The organism is Mesorhizobium sp. LSHC412B00, assembly GCF_000503035.1.
In the GTDB taxonomy this organism is placed as follows: Bacteria; Pseudomonadota; Alphaproteobacteria; order Rhizobiales; family Rhizobiaceae; genus Mesorhizobium.
This window is the reverse complement of sequence record NZ_AYWB01000014.1, coordinates 117,732-142,664: the sequence shown is the minus strand read 5'-3', so window position 1 is coordinate 142,664 and position 24,933 is coordinate 117,732. Positions and strand designations below refer to the sequence as shown.

General features: G+C 58.1%; 16 protein-coding genes and 1 pseudogene. 3 read left to right on the top strand and 14 right to left on the bottom strand.

Annotation, left to right across the window (positions count from 1 at the left end):
• Window positions 1–229: 229 nt before the first annotated feature.
• Together X757_RS1000000165850 and X757_RS1000000168620 are read right to left on the bottom strand one after the other, a co-directional pair.
• Window positions 230–1,030, bottom strand: a complete 801-nt coding sequence (locus X757_RS1000000165850; RefSeq protein WP_198024424.1) for a bifunctional 2-polyprenyl-6-hydroxyphenol methylase/3-demethylubiquinol 3-O-methyltransferase UbiG — start codon at window positions 1,028–1,030, stop codon at window positions 230–232.
• Between the two features lie 11 nt (window positions 1,031–1,041).
• Entirely contained in the window at window positions 1,042–1,257 is a 216-nt protein-coding gene (locus tag X757_RS1000000168620) for a hypothetical protein (protein WP_198024423.1), read from the bottom strand.
• 799 nt (window positions 1,258–2,056) lie between these two features.
• Here X757_RS1000000168620 and X757_RS142695 point away from each other — a divergent pair.
• Window positions 2,057–2,851 (top strand): winged helix-turn-helix domain-containing protein, encoded by a 795-nt coding sequence (locus X757_RS142695; RefSeq protein WP_023727206.1) that lies wholly within the window; start codon window positions 2,057–2,059, stop codon window positions 2,849–2,851.
• Between the two features lie 560 nt (window positions 2,852–3,411).
• Here the strand turns inward: X757_RS142695 and X757_RS1000000166935 are convergent.
• Together X757_RS1000000166935 and X757_RS142705 are read right to left on the bottom strand one after the other, a co-directional pair.
• Window positions 3,412–4,364: pseudogene (locus X757_RS1000000166935) on the bottom strand (IS630 family transposase).
• Between the two features lie 41 nt (window positions 4,365–4,405).
• Window positions 4,406–5,044 (bottom strand): 4'-phosphopantetheinyl transferase superfamily protein, encoded by a 639-nt coding sequence (locus X757_RS142705; protein ID WP_198024422.1) that lies wholly within the window; start codon window positions 5,042–5,044, stop codon window positions 4,406–4,408.
• A gap of 467 nt (window positions 5,045–5,511) precedes the next feature.
• Between X757_RS142705 and X757_RS142710 the strand changes: the two genes are divergently transcribed.
• A complete protein-coding gene (locus tag X757_RS142710) occupies window positions 5,512–12,582 on the top strand; it encodes a hybrid non-ribosomal peptide synthetase/type I polyketide synthase (RefSeq protein ID WP_023727203.1) in 7,071 nt (2,356 codons plus the stop codon).
• 264 nt (window positions 12,583–12,846) lie between these two features.
• Window positions 12,847–14,196, top strand: a complete 1,350-nt coding sequence (locus X757_RS142715) for an aspartate aminotransferase family protein (protein ID WP_023727202.1) — start codon at window positions 12,847–12,849, stop codon at window positions 14,194–14,196.
• A 205-nt stretch (window positions 14,197–14,401) separates the two neighbouring features.
• Here X757_RS142715 and X757_RS142720 read toward each other — a convergent pair whose 3' ends face one another.
• The 10 genes from X757_RS142720 to X757_RS1000000169770 form a co-directional block, all read right to left on the bottom strand.
• Window positions 14,402–15,589 (bottom strand): M20 aminoacylase family protein, encoded by a 1,188-nt coding sequence (locus tag X757_RS142720; protein WP_023727201.1) that lies wholly within the window; start codon window positions 15,587–15,589, stop codon window positions 14,402–14,404.
• Between the two features lie 75 nt (window positions 15,590–15,664).
• The gene (locus X757_RS142725) at window positions 15,665–16,549 is read right to left on the bottom strand and encodes an ABC transporter permease (RefSeq protein WP_050593967.1); all 885 of its coding nucleotides are present in this window, start codon (window positions 16,547–16,549) and stop codon (window positions 15,665–15,667) included.
• 16 nt (window positions 16,550–16,565) lie between these two features.
• Complete coding sequence (locus X757_RS142730) at window positions 16,566–17,387, bottom strand: ABC transporter permease (protein WP_031251493.1); 822 nt, start codon at window positions 17,385–17,387, stop codon at window positions 16,566–16,568.
• A gap of 155 nt (window positions 17,388–17,542) precedes the next feature.
• Window positions 17,543–18,586, bottom strand: a complete 1,044-nt coding sequence (locus X757_RS142735) for an extracellular solute-binding protein (RefSeq protein ID WP_023727198.1) — start codon at window positions 18,584–18,586, stop codon at window positions 17,543–17,545.
• Window positions 18,587–18,615: 29 nt separating this feature from the next.
• On the bottom strand, window positions 18,616–19,740 hold the full coding sequence (locus X757_RS142740) for an ABC transporter ATP-binding protein (RefSeq protein WP_031251491.1): 1,125 nt from the start codon (window positions 19,738–19,740) through the stop codon (window positions 18,616–18,618).
• Window positions 19,722–21,125 carry an amidohydrolase family protein gene (locus tag X757_RS142745; RefSeq protein WP_023727196.1) on the bottom strand — a complete coding sequence of 468 codons (1,404 nt, stop codon included), beginning with the start codon at window positions 21,123–21,125 and terminating at the stop codon, window positions 19,722–19,724. The genes X757_RS142740 and X757_RS142745 overlap by 19 nt, the downstream gene beginning before the upstream one ends.
• Entirely contained in the window at window positions 21,122–22,771 is a 1,650-nt protein-coding gene (locus X757_RS142750; protein ID WP_050593966.1) for a class I adenylate-forming enzyme family protein, read from the bottom strand. The genes X757_RS142745 and X757_RS142750 overlap by 4 nt, the downstream gene beginning before the upstream one ends.
• A complete protein-coding gene (locus X757_RS142755; RefSeq protein ID WP_023727194.1) occupies window positions 22,768–23,607 on the bottom strand; it encodes a MaoC/PaaZ C-terminal domain-containing protein in 840 nt (279 codons plus the stop codon). The genes X757_RS142750 and X757_RS142755 overlap by 4 nt, the downstream gene beginning before the upstream one ends.
• Window positions 23,604–24,527: an SDR family NAD(P)-dependent oxidoreductase gene (locus X757_RS142760; protein WP_023727193.1), complete on the bottom strand. Its 924-nt coding sequence runs from the start codon at window positions 24,525–24,527 to the stop codon at window positions 23,604–23,606. The genes X757_RS142755 and X757_RS142760 overlap by 4 nt, the downstream gene beginning before the upstream one ends.
• Window positions 24,527–24,928, bottom strand: a complete 402-nt coding sequence (locus tag X757_RS1000000169770; protein WP_023727192.1) for a Zn-ribbon domain-containing OB-fold protein — start codon at window positions 24,926–24,928, stop codon at window positions 24,527–24,529. The genes X757_RS142760 and X757_RS1000000169770 overlap by 1 nt, the downstream gene beginning before the upstream one ends.
• Window positions 24,929–24,933 lie beyond the last annotated feature (5 nt).

The following is a 24,933-nucleotide window of genomic DNA, read 5'->3' as shown; positions in this document are numbered from 1 at the left end:
TCGCGGCCGAGACGCCACCGACTTCTTCAGCGATATCCGCCAAGATCAATCCCAAAATCAGGGTCTTCGGACACCTCGACGCTTAGCGGGTCTCACTCGCGGAGCCTTCTCCCGTACTGCCGTTGCTGGCCGCGATGCGGCCAGAAAGCATTTCGGTCACTGGACGCGGCTCCGGCGGCCAAGATGCCATCGGGGCACAGTGGACACCTCGATCTATCTCGGCATTCTTCTAGTCAACCTTGGCGACCACCAGTAACTCCTTTCCATAAGTAGGCGGAGAATGCCGATAGTCACTGTACTCTGCCTCAACCGAAAAGGCGCAGCGCGCCAGCAAGTGGCGCAGCTCCCACCGGTGCGTCCAACGCAGAACCAGATCACGCGTCTCTTCCTGCAATGTTTCGCCATCTTTTCCAATTTCCAAAAAGCGCCAAACATCATGCCGTGTTTGCGCAAAGTGATCATAGCGGGTATTCAGGAGATTCCGGACATACCGCCGTCCGCTAGGCTCATGTACGGCAGAGCGCGACCGGGGAGGCACCAGCTTTTCTGAGAGGACTTCAACGTGGAGGTCGACAAGATCGAGCACAAGTCGGCCACCAGGCCGGATATGCTGATGAATGGCCTTCAAGGCTCTAATCTGCAGCTCGCTTGTGAGAAGATGCTGAAAGGAGTGGAAGGGTGCCAAAGCGACAGAGAACTGCTCACCCAGCTGGAGGTCTGACATGTCCTGCTGCACAAATCGCAATCGTTGTTGTGCCGCGATTGGAATCCCGGCCGCCTTGCGTGCCGCAATTGAAAGCAGGCCGCCCGACAAGTCGACACCGGTAACATTGAAGCCAAGCTCTGCGAGTGGCAATGCGACTCGCCCGGTTCCGCATCCCAGTTCGAGTACGTTTCCGCCGGCTTCCTGCGCGATCCCTGCGTAAAAATCGATGTCTTCGATGGGCGTCTGCGGCATGTTGGGGCCATAGAAGGCATCGTACGATTGAACGAAAAGTGAATTGGCTTCGTCGTCGTAGAAACGTTTCAAGAGAACCTCCATCATCTGGCAATCGAAGTCGCCTCGTGCTGGTGTACCAGCGGCGCATCGCGGCTAATGCTGAAACCAAAGGCTTCAATGCCGTGGCGATCAGCAAGATTATGCGTCGTATTGTGGTCGCGACCCAGCGGTTTGCAAAACAATATTGTGTAACGTTTCAGTTGCGAATACGTCTGATCACTCCCTTCTTGCTGCGACACTGCTGCGGGTTTCAGCAATCCCCTGATAGCGATTCCGTTAACCAGAGGGCCTGTCCGGTAATTCCCGGGCAGCTAATCCGCTAAGGTCCGGACGCCTTCCGCTGTGGGTTTGGGCCGGTGCTCGGCTCCGCGCCGTTTTGGCATTTGGCCTCTCGCCATCCAGTGCGAGAAGCGATGCGAAGACGAACGCAAGTGTGACGTGGGACCGTGAAGACGTCCGATCAATCCTACGCCCGACCTATGATGCTGTTGCAGCAGTTGAAGATCAGTAAGGCGACGGTTTTCCTAGTACACCAGCGGAGGAGCTTTTCCCGCCTGGCCGCTGCCAAGCTATGAGGACGATGCGGTGCTGGAACGCGGCTCTTCTGGCGAGCTGGGCCGACCGCGAAGACGACACTGCCCCCAGCAACCAGCAACGACAGCCTCGACGTTCCGAAAGGGCTTGCATTCTACCGATTAGGCGACATCCATCCGACGATGTCGGACATGCGACATGGCAGTATTAGAGCCACATATTGTTTTGAAAGGAGTTTCTCCTTGGCACGGAACATGCAACGTGATCCGCAAACGCGTGACGGACTTAAGGAGAAATCGAGCCATAATTACGCTCACCGACAACGCTGTTGCCGCCGTCAAGACTGCTCTTTCCCGCGCCAGCGAGCCGGCGTCCTAGAACAGCCAATGCTGTTGGAGAGGTCGGCACCATCGGCTGCAGGGATGCACGTCCACTGTCCTTGATTTGAATCAGATGGTCGATGAGGTCGGCGACTCGAACGGCGAGCCACGAGACTGACGGCTAAGACGATCGGAGGATTCCATGTGCAACTACATCCAGCGGCCGGTCGAAACGACCCCTGAGGGATTTGACTCAACGTCCAATGACGATACTGGCCGGGATTCCCCACCGCCGCCTATGGTGCTGATCGCCGCGGCAGACGATAGCTTTCGCTCGTTGCTGGAATATATCGTTAAGAAGAAGGGGCTTGTTGTTACGGGGGTGACGGATGCGGGGGCGCTGGCCAAGTGCCTTCAGGAGCTGACGCCGGACGTACCCGGTGTTGAGACGAAGACGCTGTGTGCAGGCCCGCGGCTGGAGCACCGGACGCGGTCGATGTCGATTATCGCGCTTGCGGCCCAAGGTGACGAAGCAGGTCGGCAAAAGAACCTCAAGTCCGGCGCTAACCAGTATGTTAGCAGACCATTCTCGCCCGAGCCACTGATGGGGACTAGGCTTCGGGAATTCCTGTTCTCTTGGCTGACAAGTGTTCGTGCGATCGGGCACGACTCGAATAGGGATCCCGCTGTCGGTGGACGAGACCTGCTGACCTTTCTCGATCTGGAAATGGATGCGACCAGTTATCGCGTACGGCGAAACGGCCGGATGATCCATCTCGCTCCAACCGAGTTCCGCCTGCTGCACCATCTCATGAAGAACCCACGCACGGTATACTCCAGAGATGAACTGCGCAATGTAGCTTGGCCGCGCGCTGTTCATATTGGCCCCCGCACCATCGACGTTCACATTGGCCGCTTGCGCGCGGCTCTCAATGGGGTCGGCGAGCAGGATCTCATAAGGACCGTAAGGTGCGTCGGCTACTCGCTTTCCGAATAGGCGCGCGTTCAGGTATCTTGACTGCGGGTACTAACCGAGATTGTTGAAAAAGTCCGCGTCGCGGTCGCCCGTGGCACTTTCGTAGCATGGCATTCCGCAGAGACCCCAAAATTGAATCCTGATTCCACGCAATGCGCCGGGGTGGAACTGGATTCTAATATCGATGGCGATTTGCGGTGCGCCGGACTTTTTCAACACTATCAACCTGGCTGACCTTGGCCGCCACCCTGTATATGTCCATGCCCACGGATCCGGTCGCAGCGCATCCGGGCTAATCGCAGGGGTGGCCGGATCACGACTCGGCACCGACAACCATGCCATATAACGTTCGACGGGAAATTCCGGGCCGAATGCCTGAACGCCACTGTTCCTCAAACCTTGACGATTCCGCTCATAGATGGCGGAAGGCACGAGGACTTCAATACTGTCCGGGCCAATGGCGCGATCGCCAACAACCCGCCGATTCGCTCACTCTTCGGCGGCTATGCCACCCTGAGCCGGACACCCCGGAAAATTCCGCCCGGGCGATCCAGAGTCGAGGAGTCTAGAGCGGCGGACTTTCATGTGAGTCCATACCCTGCGGCTGCGAAGTAGTTTCTCCATTCTGTTGGAGAGAAGAGATTGCAGATATCGCCAATGGCCTGCCACAGGGCGTCGATGGTTCTGATGGCCTGTGCGCGCAGGTGCGCCTTGAGCTTGGCGAATGCCATTTCGATGGGATTGAGATCTGGGCTGTAGGTCGGCAGGAAGAGCAGCCATGCGCCTCTGGCCCGGATCGCTGCCTCAGCGGCCGGGCTCTTGTGGGCAGCGAGATCTGAGGATGACGACATCGCCCTTTGCCAGCGTCGGAGCGAGCTGCGTCTCGACATAGGTTTCGAAGATGCGCCGATTTATCGGCGTGTCGATAACAAAAGGGGCCGTGAGCCCATGACAGCGCAACCCGGCGATGAAGGTCTGCGTCTTCCAATGCCCGAACGGTGCCTTTGAGCGCAGCCGTTGGCCCTTTAGGCAGCGGCCGCGCAGACGTGTCATCTTCGTAGTGGTTCCGGTTTCGTCGATGAACACCAGCCGATGTGACTCAAGCCGCATCCGCGACTGGCGCCTGGTCTGCCACTCCTGCCGCGCCTTGCTGACGTCGGGACGATCTTGCTCGCTGGCCAGCAGCGTTTTTTTTGAAGCGATAGCCATTCCTGATGAGCCAGCGCGAGATCGAGGCAGGAGCGACCTGGACGCCTGCAGCAGTAACCAGCTCGGCGGCAAGCTCCGGCATGGTGATGTCATCCTTCTCGGCCACACGGCCAAGCAGGAACGCTCGATGCGGGTCGAGCTTGGAATGGCGGCGGCCACCGCTGGCCTTGGGCGCCAGGCTCTCGGTCTTTCGATAGTTCCTCATCAGGATCACGACAAACGAAACCGACACCCTAAAATGTGCCGCCGCCGCACGCCGCGAGTGGCCAGCCTCGACAAACCGCACAACACGTTCACGCAAATCGAGCGAATAGGGCTTGGGTATGGCAAATCACCTCCTACGGGAAGTGAATCATGAACCACGCCTCACTGGAATCCCTCGCGATTCAAACTGAACATCTGACGCTCTAATTGTGATGGCATGCAGCGCATGATGATCTTTTGCGGAGCATGCGATGCTAAATGCCCTACCAACTGCTCGCAGACTGGCAGTGCGTTGAGGTAATATTGCACATCACCAAATTGCACGGCCGGCTCATCCCAGCCCGTATGAAGGCCGCGCGGGTCTTCGCGGAGACCCAGACCTGCGCATTTCAGTACGGCCTCTTTTCTGGTCCACAGCTCCAGGAACTTTCGCGCACGCAGCTCTTGTGGAAGTTCTTCAAAAATTCTTGCCTCTTGGTCAGTCATAATGTGGCAAGCCAGCTGTCGGCAATTCGCCAGGGGGCGCGAACGCTCAATATCTATCCCAACCATGCTCATGGCTGATACGGCGACGGCGGACCAATCGTGGCTATGAGACTGGCTCAGTTCAATATCATGCGCTGGCAATCGGGGCTTGCCAAAGTGTGAAATGGTCACTTGGAGATCTTTCGGCGGAACATGCAAGTGCGCAGCAAGGATGGTTCGAAAAGCAAACTTTGCCTGAAGATACGAAAGACGCAGGTCTGAGCGATGGATTTTTTCTGCCCGTTCCCGCTCAGCTGGACTCAGCACCTCGCGCATGTGCAACGTCGGGATCGTCAGCTGTGAATGCCGGAAAACCCAAACGTCGATTGTGCCCGTCTGCCTATTCGAATGCATGCATCACAGCGTGCTCCACCACAAGCCCTTGCCTGATCAGCACAACGTAAGTCGATCACGCTTTGGCCGTTCACACCCTTCAGCTGCATTAGGTGGCGTAGTCGTTACTGACTAGGAGCCACTTCTACGCTACCGGCGGCTCGCGATGTGCAAAGATATATTAAGCCACTTCAACGATCGTGAAACGGTTTGATACTCCGCTGTCCACTTTTGAATTTTCCTTTCAAAATTTATATCGCCAGGTCATCTGCGATTCTTACTTCGACTGAATATGTATTCCTCCGTACGACAAGTTCACATGAACGACCGAATAGTTCTCCGAAAATTCAAACCGTTTCCAAAAGAAGACGGGTAGCGTTCTCCGCACGACTATGTGGCTGGAGAAAGCAATGGATCATGTTACGCGTCCGCTGTCGCATGGCCAGATGGGCCTTTGGATACATCATAAAAAACGACCGACTGGTAGCGAATACAATCTGCCAGTCGAACTGCGCATAAAGGCGCCGTTCGAGATTGACGCCCTGCGGGGTGCGCTCCAATCATTGATCGACCGCCATGAAATGCTGCGCACGACCTTTCACCAGGAAGGCGAGAAGGTCGTTCAGCGCATTCATGAGACAGCCTGTCTAAGTCTTCATATCGTTCGCCTGCAAGGTGTGGACGAGGCGGGCTTCCGTCACTCTATCGCGGCGGAAGCTCGCTCGCCTTTCGATCTGGAACATGGGCCAGTGTTTCGCGCTCACCTGTTCATCAGCAGTGCCACGGAAGAGGTTCTCCTCCTCAATTTCCATCACATCATTTCCGACGGCTACAGCATTCGCACCTTCCTGCACGAGTTCGGCAGGCTCTACCAGGCGTTCTGCGGCAACACGGATCTGCCGGGTCTGACCGCGGCGCCTCCTTATGGGGACTTCGTAGCCTGGCAAGAGCGCCTCCTTGCCGGCGACGACGGAGAACGCATGTGGGCCTACTGGCGCAGTCAGTTTGTTGATCATGAGCCGGAGCTGGCCCTTCCGACCGACAGACCACGAGCTGCGCTTGCCGCGTATACCGGATCAGTTTTCTCCCTGGATATTGAGATGCCGCTGGTCACGCGCTTGGAGCGACTGGCGCGCAAAGAAAAAGTGACGCTCGCCACCGTCCTGCTCGCTGCCTATTATGTCTTGCTGCATCGCTATTGCGACCAGGACGACATCACCCTCTACGTGCCACGCCTCGGTCGTCCTGCAGGAAATTTCTCGGGGACCTTCGGCTGCTTTGTGACCCTAGGGGGCCTACGGCAGGATCTTTCCGGAAATCCAATTTTCCTCGAACATTTGCAGCGGGTCCGTCATCTGATGCGAAGCGCGCGCAGGCACGAGTATTTTCCTCTTCCGCTGCTGCTGGAGAAGCTCAAGCTCTCTCCTGCACCCGATCGCAATCCGCTCGCGCAAGCTGTTTTCAACTTCATCCCGGAGGCGGTGAGTTCTCTTGCCTTCAGGCCGTGCGACGTCGACCTCTCCGGCTTGCCTGCGCAAATCCGACTTTGCGAGACCGATGTCTGGATCGATCTTGATGTCCGAATCCTCGTCGGAAAAGAAAGCGTCCGCCTTTACGTCGTATACAACGCGGATTTGTGGGATCCCAGCACCATCGAGCGGCTGGCGAAGCACTATTGTTTTCTGCTTGAGGGGATTGCGGATGCGCCAGCCCGACGCATAGGCAACTATAGTCTTCTGACGCCAGAGGAAGAGTATCAGCTTCTGCATAGTTGGAACGAGACAGCCGCACCTTTTCCGTCCGACATTTGCCTGCACAACCTGATTGAAGCGCAGGCTGCCGCTTACCCAGACAATATCGCTGCCAGCTGCCCAGCGGAGGCGCTCAGCTATGCCGTACTTGAGCAAAGGGCAAACAGGCTCGCCCGCCACTTGATTTCAAAGGGCATCTGCCTTGGAGACGTGGTCGGCGTCCTCGTCGAGCGTTCGTGCGATCTCATTGTCGGCTTTCTAGCGGTCTTGAAGGCGGGGGCCGTCTATCTTCCTCTCGATCCGCGACTACCACCCGAGCGCCTGCGCTTCATGATGCGGGACGCGGGCTCCACTGCAGTGATCAGCAAAGCAGAGCTTACAGAACGGGCGTTCGGGAGAGCCCTATCAGGGCTAAACTTTGAAGGTGCGAATGGATGCGCGGTGGTTCTCCTCGACAAGGACCGTACCGAAATTGCTCTACATGAAGTCACGCCTCCGCGCTGCCCAGCCGGCCCCTCCGATTTGGCTTACGTGATCTATACGTCTGGTTCCACTGGTCAGCCGAAAGGCGTGATGATTGAACATCGCAGCGCCTGCAACATGGTGGATGATCTGAAACGCACCTATCAGCTGGGGCCGGATAGCCGGGTATTGCAGTTCGCTTCCTGCGGATTTGATGCATCGCTGTTTGATTTTATGCTGGCCTTATCTTCTGGTGGTCAATTGTGCCTGGCGCCCCCGTCAGCGTCGCTGCCTGGAGCAGAGCTTGTCCAGTTCATGCGCCGTGAGCGCATTACCGCTGCCGGTCTTACGCCGACAGCGTGGACGTCCTTGCCTTCGACTGATCTTCCTGATCTCACCGTAATCAAGTCAGGTGGAGAGCCCTTGCCGTCGAGCCTCATTGAGCGATGGGGTGAGAAGCGCCGCATCTTTAATTCCTATGGGCCCACCGAAACGACCGTCTATTGCATAAGGACCGAGGTGAAAGCCGATGGGCGAAAGCCACCCATTGGGCGCCCCTCAATCAATAGCAAGGCTTACATCCTCGATCGCTATGGTAATCCGGCACCTGTCGGCGCAATCGGCGAGCTTTACATCGGGGGCGTCGGCATAGCCCGTGGCTACATCAATAGCGATAAACTCACGGGCGAGCTTTTCCGGCCAAACCCGTTCGACGATGAGCCGCAATCCAGGCTCTACAGGACTGGGGATCGGGCCCGGTATCGGCAAGATGGCGCCATTGAGTTCCTAGGCCGAAAGGACGGACAGATCAAGATCCGCGGCATGCGGGTTGAACTTGCCGAAATCGAGCAGTGTCTGATGGAGCACCAAAACGTCAAAGCATGCTGCGTCACGCTGACAGAGCGTCTCGACGAAAATGCGAGCCTGACAGCCTACGTAGTGAGGCGGCTGGAGAGTTCGGAGGATATCGATGAATTTCAGGCTTTCTTGCGCTCCGCGCTGCCTGGCTACATGATTCCCTCACAGTTCGCGTTCCTCCCGCAGCTACCGACCAATCGCAGCGGCAAGATCGATCGGCGCGCTCTTCCCGAGCCGAGAAACGCCTCGAAATTGAAGGCCGCAACTTTTCCGACCGGCAGGTTTCAAACGGAAGTGGCTGAGATCTGGAAGGACGTGCTGAAGCTGGACTCCGTTGGCGTTGAAGACAATTTCTTCGATGTTGGCGGACATTCCCTAGCTATCGTCCAGGTTCAGGCGCGTATCCAAGATCGTCTGGGCGTTGATTGCAAGATTCTGGATCTTTTCGAGCACCCCACCATAAGAACGCTCGCTGCGCATTTGGCCGCAACTCCAGCTGCTCCTCACTCCGCTGAAGACTCAAAGAATACAACTGGTTTGGCCGGAAGCGGAAACGAGCCCAAACAGGACCGCAATGCTGTTGCGATCATAGGTATGGCGGGCAGGTTTCCGGGGGCGGAGAACGTCGATCAATTCTGGAGCAATCTGGTCGATGGCATAGAGTCCATCGCGGATCTGGATGAACAGACGTTGCGAGAAGCTGGCGTCGCTCCCGACACTTTTGGCAGACCTGATTATGTGAGGCGGGAAGCCGTTATCAGCGGAATTGATCTGTTTGACGCAGCGTTCTTCGGCATCTCGCCTAAGGAAGCAGCGTGGATGGACCCGCAACAGCGAATCCTGCTGGAAACGGCGCATCAGGCGCTCGATCATGCAGGATACGGATCGCGCGAGACCGCCGAGGGCCGAGTCGGTGTCTTTGCCGGCGTGGGGGCCAACCACTATCTCGCTGAACGTGAAGCAGGCCGGGACCTGCTGGATTCAGAGAAGTTGCAGATCCGCATTCTTAATGGCCACGATTTCACGGCCACGCGCATTGCCTACAAGCTCAACTTGACCGGCCCCTGCGTCTCAGTTCAGACCGCCTGCTCCACTTCGCTGGTTGCTGTCCACCTCGCTTGCCAGAGCCTGCGAAGCAATGAGTGCGATATGGCCCTGGCAGGCGGTGCATCGATTTCCCTGCCCCATGGAAAAGGCTATCTCCATCAACAAGGCCATATCTTGTCCCCTGACGGCCACTGCCGTGCGTTCGATGCTAAAGCACAAGGAACGGTGAGAGGCAGCGGAGCAGCGGTCGTCGTTCTCAAGCGGCTGAGCGATGCCTGTAGAGACGGCGACTATGTCTGGGCAGTCATAAAGGGGACTGCCATCAACAATGATGGCGCCGCCAAGGTAGGGTTCACCGCCCCCAGTGCTGACGGACAGGCTGCGGTGATACATGCTGCCCTCTCCGATGCTGCCGTCTCCGCAGACTCCATTGGTTATGTGGAGGCGCATGGCACGGGAACTCACCTTGGAGACCCCATCGAAATCTCAAGCCTAACCAAGGCTTTCCGTTCCCATACCGCACGGAAACAATTCTGCGCAATAGGTTCGGTGAAGACAAATATCGGCCATCTCGACGCCGCAGCGGGTGTAGCGGGATTGATCAAGCTCGCCACGATGCTGAACAGAGGCACCATTCCCGCCAGCCTGCATTTCGATAAGCCCAACCCAAATATCGACTTCAAGGAGAGCCCGGTGTTCGTAAACAAGACCTGCACCGCTTGGCCTAAGGGCGGTGAACCGCGGCGCGGCGGGATCAGCTCATTTGGCATTGGCGGCACGAATGCGCACGTGATTCTCGAGGAGGCTCCGCCGCAGAGGGGTCAACAAAGCGGTCGCAGGTTACAAGTTTTTCCAGTATCGGGTGCGAGTTTGTCTGCACTAACCGAAATGCTCCGGCAACTGGCCGGCTTTGTGCGCCGAAGCGATGTTCAGCACAGCGCAGCAAATGTCGCATACACTCTGCAGAAGGGTCGAGCCGCTCTTAGATATCGGACAGGTTTCGTCGGATCCGATTTGGCGGAACTAGCCGACCAATTAGATCAGGCGGCACTGCATGCGGGCGCATCGGGGGAAGCGTCAAGCAGTGAACATCGCATCGTGTTCATGTTCTCCGGCCAGGGCGGGCAGCAGATTGGAATGGGTCGGGAGCTTTATGAAGAAGAGCCAGTCTTCCGGTGCGCCATCGACGAATGCGCAAACTGGCTTAACGAACTCGCACATATTGATTTCCGCCCTCTGCTGTACAGGGAAGACAAACCCGATGGCGAACTTGGGCCTCAGCTGGAAGCCGTCATACAGCCCGTCATCTTCGCTACGCAATTCGCAATGGCGAAGCTCTTCATGTCGTGGGGCATCTTCCCTGCAGCTGTGATCGGCCACAGCATCGGCGAATATGCAGCCGCCCATATTGCAGGCATCATCTCGTTACCCGATGCCATTCGACTGACGCTAATAAGAGGACAGTTAACGTCGCGTATGCCTGCCGGCGGCATTGTTGCAGTCAGCCTGTCGCCGGAAGATCTGCAGCCCTATTGGAACGAACGCCTTTCATTGGCAGCCATAAACGGTCCACGTCAGTGCGTCGTTTCGGGGGCCGCATCCGAGATCGAAGCGCTTCATGAGCGATTGCAGGCGAAATCTATTGCGAGCAAACGAATACGTGGAAGTCATGCCGTGCATTCGTCCCTACTCGATCCAATCCTGCCGGAGTTCAAGATTCACGCAGCACAAGTCGATTTGCACGCGCCGCAAATGTCTTTCATGTCAACAGTACTGGGTGACTGGCTTGAGCCGGCCGTGCGGCTCGATAGCAGCTATTGGGTCCGCAACTTGCGAGAGACGGTGCAGTTCCATCAGGCCTTCGATCGGCTAGTGCAATCGGGCCACGAGTTGTTCATTGAGCTGGGGCCTGGCGCAGCCCTGACGGGACATTCCAAGCGGTTCAAGTCAAATATCAACCGTCGCAGTCCCCTCGCCTTTGCAGCCTTGCCAGGAGGCGATCATGGGCAAGGTGATCGCCTCAGACTGTTACAGACACTGGGCAAGCTTTGGAGCTGCGGCGTTCACATCGATTGGTCTGGCATGCACGATCATAAACCGCCGCAGCGTACCCCCCTCCCGCCTTATCCTTTTGATCGCAAGCATTATTGGCTTGATGCGGTCGCCAGCAAAGAGGGGGGACAAAACGCTGCTTTGAATGAACCGGATCCTACGGCCATATCCGCCGATGCCCAGACTAAGAACGATGAACCACGCAGCCCGATTTTGGGTGAGATGTCTGCTGAGGCGGCTTTAGACCGCCAAATTGCGGCGGTCTACCGGGACATTTTGGGCTTGGAAGAAGTTGCCGCAAGCGACAGCTTCTTTGATCTTGGTGGCGATTCGTTGAGTGCTTTAAGCGTCATCGATCGCGTCGAGCAGCTTACGGGAGAGAGATTGGCTGTCTCCCTGCTGCTGGAACACCAGACTCCAAGAGGGCTCGCAATAGCCCTCTCGAAGACCCGTGGAAGCGCGCGTCCGAACGCATTGGTGGCGATACAAACGGGCGGTTCACGGACGCCTCTGTTTTGCCCCCACCCTTTTGGGGGACATGTACTCCTATATACGCCACTTGCTAAGGCATTGGGTGCAGACCAGCCGGTCTTCGGATTACAGGCGCGAGGCCTGAATGGTGAGGCAAAACCTCACCTGAGCATTGCCGAGATGGCAGGGGAATATGTTGAGGCCATCAAAAGCGTTCAGCCACGCGGCCCTTATCAGCTCGCCGGCTTGTCCATGGGCGGCAGCATTGCTTGGGAAATGGCCTGTCAATTGCGCGATGCTGGTGACGTGGTAGCAATCCTTGCGCTGCTCGATGCTAAAGCGCTTCACAAGGATGAAGAAGTCGCAAGCGGCCGGTATCATCAGCTGGTCGGCAACAGCCCCATTCCTGATTGGCTTAGCGAGCAAGCGGTCACATTGAGTGTCCTTGTTCCAGCGCTGAAGAAACATTGGCCAAAGTTGAATTCCATCAAACGTGAGTGTCAGGTTACGGCATTGCTCGATTTCGGAATGCGATCAGGTAACGTACCCGACATGAGCGAAACGCAGCTCAATAATATCCTGGCAGTTGCCGAGGCAAATAAAATTGCGCTGCGTGAATATACGCCTCGGGCCAACGACAGCAGGTCCGTGCTTTTTGCAGCCAAGAAGGGGCTGCGCACATCCACGAATGAACCTGATGGCGATCTTGGGTGGAAGCAATTCGCGAGGGCGCGCCTGGAAATTCATGAGGTGCCAGGTGACCATTACACGCTGGTCGCTCCGCCTCATGTGAGGGTCCTGGCGAAGAAGCTTAATAGCTTTCTTAATCGAAAGGACTAAGCCATGGCCCCGCCCAGACACTGGCGAAAATGTCTCCGTCTGTGCACCGGTTGTTTGGCAACATCAGTTCCGTCGCTGCGATGGAGGCGCCAACGTTCGGATCGGATTTACGACAATTTCTACAACGAGAGAGGACGACGGGCGCAAAATGTTGCCGAGCAGATCACCCGCATGTGCGACATTCGCCGGCTGTTATCCTTCAACGTGGCGACGCCTGACAAGGCGCAAGATGCGTTAGCCCCAACGCAAATGTGAGGACCCACGATGAACCTATCGGCCGTCGAGCAATCTACCCTCGAACGCGAAATCGAAGAATTGGAAGGCCGCTATTCCAGGACCAATCCCAAGAGTCGAATGCAGGTTTCCATGGCCCGCCGGGTGCTCCCCGGCGGCAATACAAGGATCGCGCTCTACTACGATCCGTTTCCCGTGTCCATCGAAAGCGCGGAGGGATCCCGCGTCATCGACGTCGACGGGCATAGCTATATGGATTTCACGAACGACCTGACAGCCGGGTTCTACGGTCATTCCAACCCCGTCATAGTGGCCGCCATTCGGGGCGCGCTCGATAACGGCATCAGCTTCGGTGGTCCTCATAGGCATGAAGAAGCGCTGGCCGAAGCGATATGTACTCGTTTCTCGTCTATCGAGCGTGTCCGCTTCTGCAATTCCGGGACCGAGGCCAATCTGATGGCCATGGGCCTAGCGCGCGCAGTAACGGATCGGCCGCTGGTGCTCGCCTTCCACGGTGGCTATCATGGAAGCTTTGCCAACTACCTCGACGTAAAAACGCCGCTCAATGTTGACAAACGGCGGCTTCGCTTCGCTCAGTTCAACGACGAGGAGGACGTCCGGCAAGTCCTAGAAAAAGATGGTGCACAGACCGCCGCCATCATCGTCGAACCCATGATGGGGAGCGGCGGCGGCATTCTGGCCCGCCCTGGCTTCCTTGCCGCTCTTCGGGCCATTGCGGATGAGTGCGGGGCGCTTCTCATCTTCGATGAAGTGCAGACCGCCCGGTTCTCCCCTGGCGGCCTTCAAGATCTAGTCCAGGTTCGCGCTGACTTCACAACGCTTGGCAAGTCGCTGGGTGGCGGCCTGACCTTCGGTGCCTTCGGCGGGCGGGCGGACCTGATGGACCGGCTGGACCCGTCACGTCCTGGCGCTATCGGACATGGCGGTACGTTCAACAATAATGTGCTGACTATGATCGCCGGCCAGGTCGGTCTTACGAAGGTGGCGACCGCCGAAGCGCTTCATGCGGCCAACGCTCGCGGCGACTGGCTGCGCCAGAGCCTCCTTTCAGCCGCGAGGACGCGCGGAGTGGTGCTTTCGATCGGAGCTTACGGATCCATTCTATCGCTGCATTTTCAGCCCATAGCACCCCGCAACCCCGCCGAGATCGCGACCACGCCAGTCCAACGCAAGCTCTTTCATCTCGACATGCTACTACGCGGCTTCTACGTGCAACGGCGTGGCACCATCAATCTCTCCCTGACCACCACCGATGAAGATTGTTTCGCATTCACCGAGGCCTTCGGGGGTTTTCTTGACCGTTATTCGGCCTTCCTGCCGCGTGACAAAAACGCTCAGCCAGCACGCGATCGTGCTTGACCGCATACAGCCGTGTTCAGGCAGCCAATGCCCTGAGACCCTATGTGCTTGCACAGCTGATCCATGTTGGGGTAGCTGGTGGCTCCGAGCCAGCTCTCGTGAACTTACACGGCCAGCGCCCGCATTAGGGTGACTTCGACGCAGGTGAGGTCATTCAGCTCTGGCCGCTTTCTGTTTCCGTTCTGTGTAGCCGCTAGTTTGCGGCTTAGTTCCGTTCTCTGGTCACCAGCTCGACCCATAGAGCAACTCCGAAGGGCAGGGCCTCGTCGTTAAAATCATATCTGTGATTATGAAGGGGGGCCGTCATACCATTGCCCATGAAGATGAAAGCGCCGGGCCGGGTTTTCAGCATGTAGGAGAAATCTTCTGCACCCATTATGGGCGCCGTATTGCGCCGCACTGGAGCGTCTCCAGCCACGCGTGCGGCGGCATCCCCAAGAATGCCGGCCGGGATGGGATGATTGACTGTCGGCGGGTAACCACGGCGATAGTCGAACTCGGCCTCAGCGCCAAACGCCTTGGCGACGGAGGAGACCAGGGCGCCGACGCGGCTTTCGATTTTGTCGCGGCTGGTTTCTGACAAGGTGCGGACAGTGCCCTTCAGCAGGACTTCGGACGGTATGACGTTGTAGGCATCTCCAGCGTGGATGGACGTGACCGAGAGCACGACCGGGTCAATAGGGTCGACGCTCCTTGAGACGATACTCTGCAGTGCGCCGACCACGTGATTTGCTACCAGGATTGGATCGATGGTTTCGTGCGGCTGGGCCGCGTGTCCGCCCTTGCCGAGGATTTTGATGTCGAAGCGGTCGGATGCGGCGAGCATGACGCCGTCCGATATGGCGAAGGTGCCGACGTCCATGCCCGGCATGTTGTGAAGGCCGTAGACCTCCTCGATGCCGAAGCGCTCGAAGAGGCCGTCCTCGATCATGACCTTGGCGCCGCCGCCGCCTTCCTCCGCAGGCTGGAAGATTGCGACCAATGTGCCGGAAAAGGCGCGCGTTGCGGTAAGGTGCTTCACCGCCCCAAGCAGGATCGCCATATGCCCGTCATGCCCACAGGCATGCATGTGTCCGGGCACGGCCGAGGCGTAGGGCAGACCTGTCGCCTCAAGGATGGGCAGAGCGTCCATGTCAGCACGAATGCCGATGGTGCGACTGGTCGGTGCGGTTCGGCCTCGGATCACTGCGACGACCCCGCTTCGACCAATGCCGGTCGTAACTTCGTCGCATCCGAAATCCCGGAGAAGGCCGGCGACGCGTGCGGCCGTGCGGTCGACATCAAACAGAAGCTCAGGATGGCGATGGAAATCGCGGCGCCATTCGATGGCCTGCCCGCACACTGCCTCGCCTGTCTCGAAGGCTTCCGCGCTCACACTGTCGCTGCACGGCATTGAACAATCTTTTTTCGGCATCGAGGGTTCCTTCTCGCACCGATTGCTGTTCGTCATGTCCTCCCTTGCGTCGACTCATCGGTGCAAGAGCAGGCCAGATTGGCGAGTAAGCAGGGCGACGCAGCCAAGCGAAACGACCGTGAACAATATCAGCAGCGTGGCAATTGCTGTGACCGTTGGATCGACCTGCAGTTCCAGCCTATTGAACATAAGTTTTGGGATGGTGAAATTCGTGCCATACAAGAAAATAGTCAGTACAACTTCATCGAAGCTAACTATAAATACCAGTATTCCGACAGCTGCAATTGACGGCATTACATTCGGTAAAAGAACTCGAAGAAAGACTACTCGATCGCTCGCGCCAAGCGTCCGGGCAGCCTCCTCAATACGTCTGTCGAAAGAGGAGATGGCGACAGACATCAGTATGACTACATATGGCACGCTTTGCAGAGTGTGCGCGATGATGACCGCAGCATGGGAGCCGAGCAGGCCAGTTCGTGCGAAGGTGATGTAGAGGGCGATCGCAAGGATGATCGACGGCAGGACCAGGGGGGCCATGAAGTTGGCCTCCATTGCCCATCGCCCGGCAAATCGACCCCGCACCAGTGCGTAAGCCGCCGCTGTGCCCATTGCGAGGGCGAGCACCGAAGAGATGCTTGCGATGAGAAATGAATTCCACAGCGCGTTCAGCCAAGCCGGATCGTTGAAGAAGGCCGCGTACCAGCGCAGGGAAAAGCCCGGTGGCGGAAAGGTCAGCGACTGCGCAGAGGAAAATGACATCGGAACCACGATCAGGATAGGCAGAAACAGGAATAGGATCGCTGCGACTGCAAGCAGGACCACAAGAGTGCGCTCCACCATGGAAATAACCCGCTGCGCCCGTCCCTGCGATCGGTGCCCCTCTCCCCGTCGCGGCACCTCCTCGACCGAAGCAGCCGGATATCGCCCGTTGCTGTTCATACGCCCCTCTCCTTCGTCAATTCGCATCGTCAGCGCGCAGCCTCTGGCTGATCGCGTATAGAAGCAGGACCGTGATCATGAGTATGGTCGACAACGCTGCCGCTGTTTCCCAGCTCGGAAGCGTGTTGATGAGTCCGTCCAGCATGTTGGCAATCATGGTCACATTGCCGCCGCCTAAGATCGCAGGCGTGATGTAGAAGCCGAGCGACAGGATGAAGACGAGAGTCGCGCTCGCTGCAACTGCCGGCCCGCTCATCGGAAGGAAAAGGCGCCAGAAAATCGCGCGCCTGGAGGCACCAAGCGACGCAGCCGCCTGGAAGCATCTCTCATCGAATCGGCTGAATGCCGCGTAGAGCGGGAGCACGAAAAACGGCAGCAGCACATTTATGGTGCCGATCAGAACGCCCAGTTCGTTGTAGATAAACCGGAGCGGCTCGTCGACCAGTCCGATCGCAAGAAGCGCCCGATTGACGATGCCGTCATTTCCGAGAATGACAATCCAGGCATAGGTGCGGATCAATATGCTGATCCAAAACGGCAGCAACACAAGCACCAAACAGATCGAGCGTCCACGCGGCGACAGCCCCCGCATCCAATAGGTGAGCGGATAGCCCAGGATGATGCAGCCAAGCGTTGTCATGGCTGCAATGCGCATTGTGTTGCCGATCACCCGTAAATAGACCGGCGTTTCGAGAAGATAGAGGTAGTGCTGCGCTGTCGGCGTCGGATTTGTGAAGCTCCACCCGAGCATGGTTAGGACCGGCAGATTGAACGCGAGCACCATGAATAGCAGGAGCGGCGCTGCCATGACGGCAAAACGGAGCTCTCCATTTTTCATGCGGGCTAGCCACATACCTGTTACTCCCCATCAAATCGTAAGGCGCCAAGCGAGTGCGGAACGACGCCCGTTAAGCCTCTGCACCGAACCCAGATGAAAAAGTGTGGGTTCGGTGCAGCCATCCCTGCTTCGGACGCTACTGTCACCGCGTCGATTTAACGGGCAAGCTTCCACTCTTGCCAGCGCCGCGCGACTTCCTCACCGTGCTCGATCCACCACTTGCTGTCCGGCTGGAGCTGCCGATCCTTGTTATTGGGCGAAGTCGGCAGCTTGTCCTTGAGCTGTTCAGGCAGGTACTCGACCATCTGTGGGCTGGGGCCGGGGTAGAAGACCCGTTCGGCAAAGATCGCCTGCTTCTCCGGATCGCTCATATCGTGCAGCGCCAACATCGCCGCCTCGACTTCCTGAGCAGGCGCTCCTTTCGGCACGATATACCACGCAATGTCGACTAAAGCTTGGTTGTAGTTGAACTCGAGCTCAGAGTTGGCCATGATCCGACCATTCCATGCTAGACAATATGCAACCTCGTTATCCACGAGGAGCTGCGTGGGCTGCTGACCCGAGGTCCACCATACCGAGACATAAGGCGCAATCCTCTCGAGGGAACGGAAGGCGCGATCAACATCGAGCGGAAAGACCTCATCAAGCGGTACGCCGTCCGCCATCAACGCTGCCGGAAGCACGTTCTCGGGTTGGTCCTGCAGGCAGCGCTTTCCGGGAAACTTCTTGACGTCCCAGAAATCCGCCCAGGTCTCAATCGGCTGCGTGCCTTTCTTGTAAGCCATGCCTGTCGAGAAATAACTCCCCCCAAAGCCGTATTCGCGCCGAGCCTCCGGGAACATTGGCAAGGGATTGATTTGGTCCCAGTTGAGCTTCTCCATCAGGCCGAGAGACAACGCCTGCTCATAGGTCTGGCTGTTTACGTCCCATAACGACGCGGTGACGGCACCCGATTCGACCATAGCACGAAGCTTGCCGAAGCTGGTGGGCGAGACATAATCGACTTGAATTCCGGTGCGTTCGGTGAACGGCTTGAGGAATGCCTCGACCGTAGCCTCATGGCTTGCGCCTCCGGAATCTGCGAAGGTGAACTTCTTCGCCGGCTCACTCGCTGCTATCGTTGGGTGAACCACGGTTGCGAGTGACAGGCATGCGATTGCCAAAGCAGTTGTTGCTGTAAAAAAGGATGTTATTTTCATTTGAGTTCTCCTCCTGGGTGGCACAATTGTTACTTTTCACTTTCCTGGAGAAGCCACCCATCTTCAGGTCTCCAGGTAATACATACGTGGTCCCCCGGTGAGAACCTGGGGACCACGTGCTGACACGACGCGATCACAGTACCGATGGGCTGTGCCTGCACGGTGTAACGGACGACCTCACCGTGATAGACCACGTCCACAACTTCGCAATCGATGCCAAACCGGCTGGTTCGGGCGTCGGTCGCTGGTTTGAGGTCGATGCGCTCTGGTCGAACAACCATGGTCGCGCGGCTTCCGGGCAATGCGTTGCCAGACGGAAGCGGCAACTTCATTCCGCCGTCGAGAGTGAGAACCGCGTCGTCGCCCTCTCGCGCCACAACGCCCTCGAGCAGGTTGGCGATGCCGAGAAAGCCCGCGACGAAGCGATTAGCAGGTTGCCTGTACAGCTCTGCCGGTGTGGCTATCTGCTGGATGAGGCCTTGTGCGAGCACAGCAATGCGGTCGCTCGTCGACATCGCCTCGTCCTGGTCATGCGTAACCAGGACGGTGGTCACACCCAACGTGCGCTGCAGGCGGCGCAGTTCCACCCGGACCTCATCACGAAGCTTCCGGTCGAGCGCGGCCAGAGGTTCATCCAGCAACAGAAGCCTCGGCCCGAACACCACCGCGCGGGCGATGGCGACACGCTGCTGCTGACCGCCCGAAAGCTGTGAAGGCTTCCTGTTCTCCAGGCCGTTCAGGCGCACGAGATCGATCACCCATTCGACGCGTGCCTTCATGTCACGCTTGTTGGCGCCCCGCACGGCCAAAGGGAAGGCGATGTTGCCAGCGACCGTCATGTTCGGGAACAATGCGTAGGACTGGAAAACCAGGCCTATGTCACGTTGGGCCGGGGGGACGAGTGTGACGTCACGTGATCCGATCATGATGCGGCCGCCGGTCGGTTGGACAAGTCCGGCAATCAGTCCCAGAAGAGTGGACTTGCCGGAGCCGCTTGGGCCGAGAATGGAAAGGAACTCACCCTCGGCAACCGTGAGATCGATACCCGCGACGGCGGCCACTCCGCCGTAATCTTTGCGTAGCCCCAAGACCTCGATGACAGGTGACTGACTGGCTATTTGCTTGGCATTGTTAATTAATTGATGACTGGCCATGAGACCCTCGGAACATAACCCGCTCTGCTAAGCACGCGACGCGCCATCTCGCGGGCCGCGGCTAACACGGCATCCTGATCCAGTTGCGTCGCTTGGCCGTTCAGGAGCACCAGCTTTCCATTCACAAATACTGTCGAAGCGAGCGTGCTATGGCCGGTCAATAACAACTCTTGGACCGGATTGATGCCCGGCAGCGTTTCGGGCTCGCGATTGCTTCTGATCACGATATCTGCCCTCTTGCCGACCTCGATGGAGCCTATCATCTCGGACAGTCCGAGTGCCCGGGCGGCTTGTATTGTCCGCATTTCCAAGAGCCGCGTTGCGGGAATGTAGTGCTTGTCCTGCCTGGCAACCAAGTATCCGATGTGTTCCAAGCCGCCGAAGGTCCACACTTTTGCTACGTCAACTCCGAAGACGACATTGCATCCGCGATCGATAAGCTCTGGAATACGGGGCTTGTCGTCGGAGCTGATGCCATAGTACATGGCGTTCCCAGGATGCCATACCAGAGACATGGCAGAGTCGAGAATGATGGGAATCTCGTCATCACGGATCACGTTCATGTGGACAAACAGGCAATTTGGGCCGAGTAATCCTTGTCGAGCAAAGTGGACCATGCTGCTTCCGCCACCGAAGCGAGCATCCTCGCGCTTTGCCTGCTCCTCCGTGAAGTTGTGGTGCATGGTGAAGGTCACGCCAGCAGCATCGGCGCAATCTTTGGCGGCGCGCATTAGGTGTTCCGACTGGGAGCCCTCTCCGTAAATTGCCACGTGCCCGCGAACGAGCCCGTCAGGATCCTTATTGCGCGCCAGTTGCCCGCCAAGAACCTTAAATGCGCGCTCGGAGTCGTTCGGAATGCGCGCCGTTTTTGAGGGCCGAGAATTCCCGGCATCGCTCACATCCCAGAGATAGGGATCTGCTAGCCCGGCTCTAACTCCTACCGATTCTACGGCTGCAGCTGCCGCATCCGGTTCATAAACGGTACCTGGCTCGAGAAAGAAGGTGTAACCGCGCCTGAGCATCTCGAGGCCAACGACCTGAGTTTGGATATACTCATCTTCAGCCTCAAGTTGGTTCGTCCAGTCGGAAAATGCTAACGGCGCTGTTGTCTTCGGGTCGTCAGGTGCAATTCCTCGGATGAGGTGAATGTTCGCGTGATAGTGGCAGTCGATAAAACCCGGATGGATCACAGCGCCTTTAGCTTCAATCAGCCGACGAGGCCGGAAACGGGCCGACAGCTCTGCATCTCGACCGACGGCGATGATCGTTTTGCCATTGATCGCAACCGCACCGCAGCTATAGACACTGCGCTCGGCGTCCATTGTAATGAGGTAGCCGTTGCGGATTAGGGTGTCACAGGATTCTGGGACCGATTTGCCCGTCATAATTGGCTGCTCCCATCGACAGTTGATTTCGGTAATTCGCGATCCCAGCAGTCAGCCCGAAGATCGGGTTTCTCCTCCTTGAGTTGCCGCTTGTCGACGCGTTCCGAAGGGGTACGTGGAAAGTTCTGCCGGTATTCGATGAAGCGCGGAACCTTGAAAGGCGCTAGATGACTGCTGCAGAAGGCGGCGATTCGCTCAGGCGGCAGTTCGGAGGGGTTGATATCGTCGACGAGTAGGATGTAGGCCTTGACCTCCTCGCCGCGGACTTCATCGGGCACCGGAACGACCGCCGCATCCTTGATCTCAGGCATCTGGCGGAGAACTGTTTCGACCTCTGCCGCGGAGATATTCTCGCCCGATCGCCTGACAACGTCTTTCTTGCGACCCATGAAATAGACGAACGAGCGAGCATCTTGCCTGACCAGATCGCCCGAATGGAACCAGCCATCGCACAGCGCTTCCTGCGTCGCGTCGGGCAATCGGAAATAACCGCTGAACATGCCAGGACCGCGGATCAGCGCTTCGCCGATCTGATCCGGCAGCACATCCTTGCCCACATCGTCGGTGATCCGCAAATCGACCTCTGGCGCCGGTATGCCGATTGATCCCGACCCGATCATTTCGTCATGCATGTGCCAGGGCATACGGCAAATCGTGCCGGCCTCGGTGGAACCGTAATTGTCCAGCCAGGGAAACCCGAACCGTCCCACCAGCGTGGCGTGAAGATCCGCGGGAACGGCAGCGCAGATCGCATGATCCACACGATGCGCCCGTTCAAGGGGATGCGGCGGCGCCTTCGCGAGCAGCACTGGCATCGACGCGATGGCATGAACACGCGTAACGTCAAAGCGATGAACGATGTCCCAGTATCTCGAGACGCTGAATCGGCGCGCAACCACCAATGAGCCGCCTGACTGAAGCATCATGAGAAGGAACAATGCTGGATCGGCATAGAAGAATGGTCCGGTGGAAAATGCACGGTCGCGACCACCTGGTACCATGCGCATGTCGGTATCGATCGATCGCAGCCAGCGTTCGTGACTGAAGAGACAGCCCTTAGGCACGCCGGTCGTACCCGAAGTGTAAAAGATCGCGATCATGTCATCGCGCTGGCATTGGGCGGCGCGCAGATCGAATGGTGCGGAGCCGCGCTCCGGCGTCGGGAGCCCTCGTGGTTCCTGCCCATCCAACGTGACTACCAAGCAGGGGTTTGGAAGACTTTTGGCCAGGCGAGCGAGTAAATCGCCGTTGCCGGACTCGGTGATCAAGACAGTCGGCTCGCTGTCGCGGAGGATATACCCCGCGTCGTGCTCGCGCGCCGTAGGATTGATTGATACGAGTATGCCCCGGTTGGCCATGGCTGCGAACAATGCAACGAGATACTCGGTGCGGTTGCCGATCGCGATCGCGACACGGTCGCCCGGCTTGATGAGGGGGCGCAGATAGGCAGCGAAGCTAGAGGTTAGCTCCATGAATTCGGCGCGGCCTACCGTCACCCCGTCCTCGAACATAAGCAGCGGGCGGTCACCGTTGCGATCACACCCCGTGCAAAGCAGTTCGATCAGTGTCTTGGCAGAGCAGCCGCTCCACCGCGCTCCGGCATTCAAATGCGACACAGCTGCGCCGAGCTTTACGGCCTCGATCATGCTGCAACCTCCGCCCATCCATTGCTAATGATCCTGGCGCCCGCGCGGTCGACCGCCTCGAACATGTAATTCTTGGCCTGAAGAGTTGAGCCAGCAGGGCCGAGCCTCACGGAAATCGTCTGACCCGGCTCCATCAAGAGCAAGCCCGAGAAGCGCATAGCGAGCCTGCGCAGCCGCCGCGAGTCCCCTCCACAGCACAGATCGACCAGTGCACGGGAAACGAAGGCCATCGTGCAGATGCCGTGAACGATCGGGCCCGGCAGACCAAGCGCCTTCGCGGCGTCGGCATCGAATGTATAGGGGCTCCGGTCGCCGGAAGCCTCTGCAAATCGCAGCGTTTGGTCAGGATCAAGCGGATAGACCAGCGTCGTGGTGAATCGATGCTTGGCACCGACTCCGCCATGGGCCGGCGCCATCCGACCGCAATCCTCGGCCGCGAACGCACCTTTTGCCAGGCTGTATTGGAAATGCTCCGCGATCAGGTTCTCCCGTTGATCCTTCATGATCGCGTGGGTCACCACCACTGTGCCGATCGAGCGGCGCTGAATGCCGATGACCCGCGCCTCCATGAGCACTGTCATATCCGGCTCGATTGCGCGGTGAAGGATGAGGTCATGTTCGCCGTGGAATGCGAAGCCGTCGAATACGGCGCGCCTGGCCCTGCCGATCACATCAAGCGCCGGCACGACCGCGAACACCGGCGGCGCAAGCATCCCTTCGACGTGAGATGGTACCGTATCATTGGTTGACCGTGCAAAGGCGGCGATTTGCTGCGTATCGACACCGAAACTGCCGATCTCCGCCTGGCCGCCGACCTGATCGAGAGCCCACGTCACGAACAGAGCCCTCCCTGATGCGCATGGAGATCAGCTATCAATTCCTTCCCCGACGGATGCGCAATAAGCCGGGGCGGAACCTCCCGGTCCAGATCCTCGAAGGCCCATTGTCCCGAAGGATTCATCAGATCGCTGACAACCTGCGGCAGGGAAAGGATAAGCAACCGGCTGCCATAGACTTGGAAGAGTTGCCCATTTGCCGGACATCCCTTTGCGGCAAGCCACGCGACGACCGACGACACATTGCTCGGATCCAGCGGGTCGAAGCCGTTCTCAACGGGCGCCGTCTGAATCGATCCGATCATACGGGTGCGTGCCGACGGCGAGACCACGTTCGAACGCACGCCATAGCGACTGGCCTCGATCTCGATCACCCGTGAGAGTGCGACGATACCGAGCTTTGCTGCAGCATAATTGGCTTGGCCAAAATTTCCCCGATATCCGGAGACGGAAGACGTGTGGACGATGGAGGCGTCGATCTGGTGGCCGGCCTTCGCACGATCTCGCCAGTAGGTCACCGCATGCTTGGACGTCGCCGCGTGTCCCTTCAGGTGAACGGCGATCACGGAGTCCCAGTCCCTCTCTTCCATATTGGCAAAGGCGCGGTCACGAAGAATGCCTGCATTGTTTACCAGCGCGTGCAGATCTCCAAAGGTGTCAATGGCGAACCTGACCATATCCGCCGCCGCGTCCCAGTCCGAGACGTCATGGCGGCTTACCACCGCCTCGCCGCCTCCAGCGCGTATTTCCGCTACCACTTCGTCAGCGGGCGAAAGTCCGGAGTGCGAGCCGTCGAGGCCCACTCCGAGATCATTGACGACCACCTTGGCGCCATGGCTCGCCAGCATCAGCGCATGCGAACGCCCGAGACCCGAGCCGGCGCCGGTGACGATGGCCACCCTATCCTTCAGACGCGTCATTAAGCAAAACTCCCTGAGTATGGTTCGAAGACCGGCAATCGAGGTTGGCCCCCGCGTTCCAGCCAGGCGACCCTCACCCTGTCGCCAATTGAAGGCTCACCATTGACCAGCCTGGTCATTAGGCGCGGCCCCTCGTCGAGCTCGACAATTGCGCCCACATAAGGGGGAGGCAGTGTGGGCAGGACCTGCCGCCATACCTTGGTCTTGCTGAAGACTATACCGAGGCCAGAAGCCGCTTCCCATTCGAGGGTGTCAGAGTGGCAGCTGACGCAGAAAGGCCGTGGATAGAGACTGCTCTGACCGCAGTTCCGGCACCGCTGGAAGACCAACTCGCAACGGGCCGCGGCTTGCCAGAAGGGAGCGGAGAGAGGGTCCGAGAATTCTGAAACGAGATCGGTCACGGCGA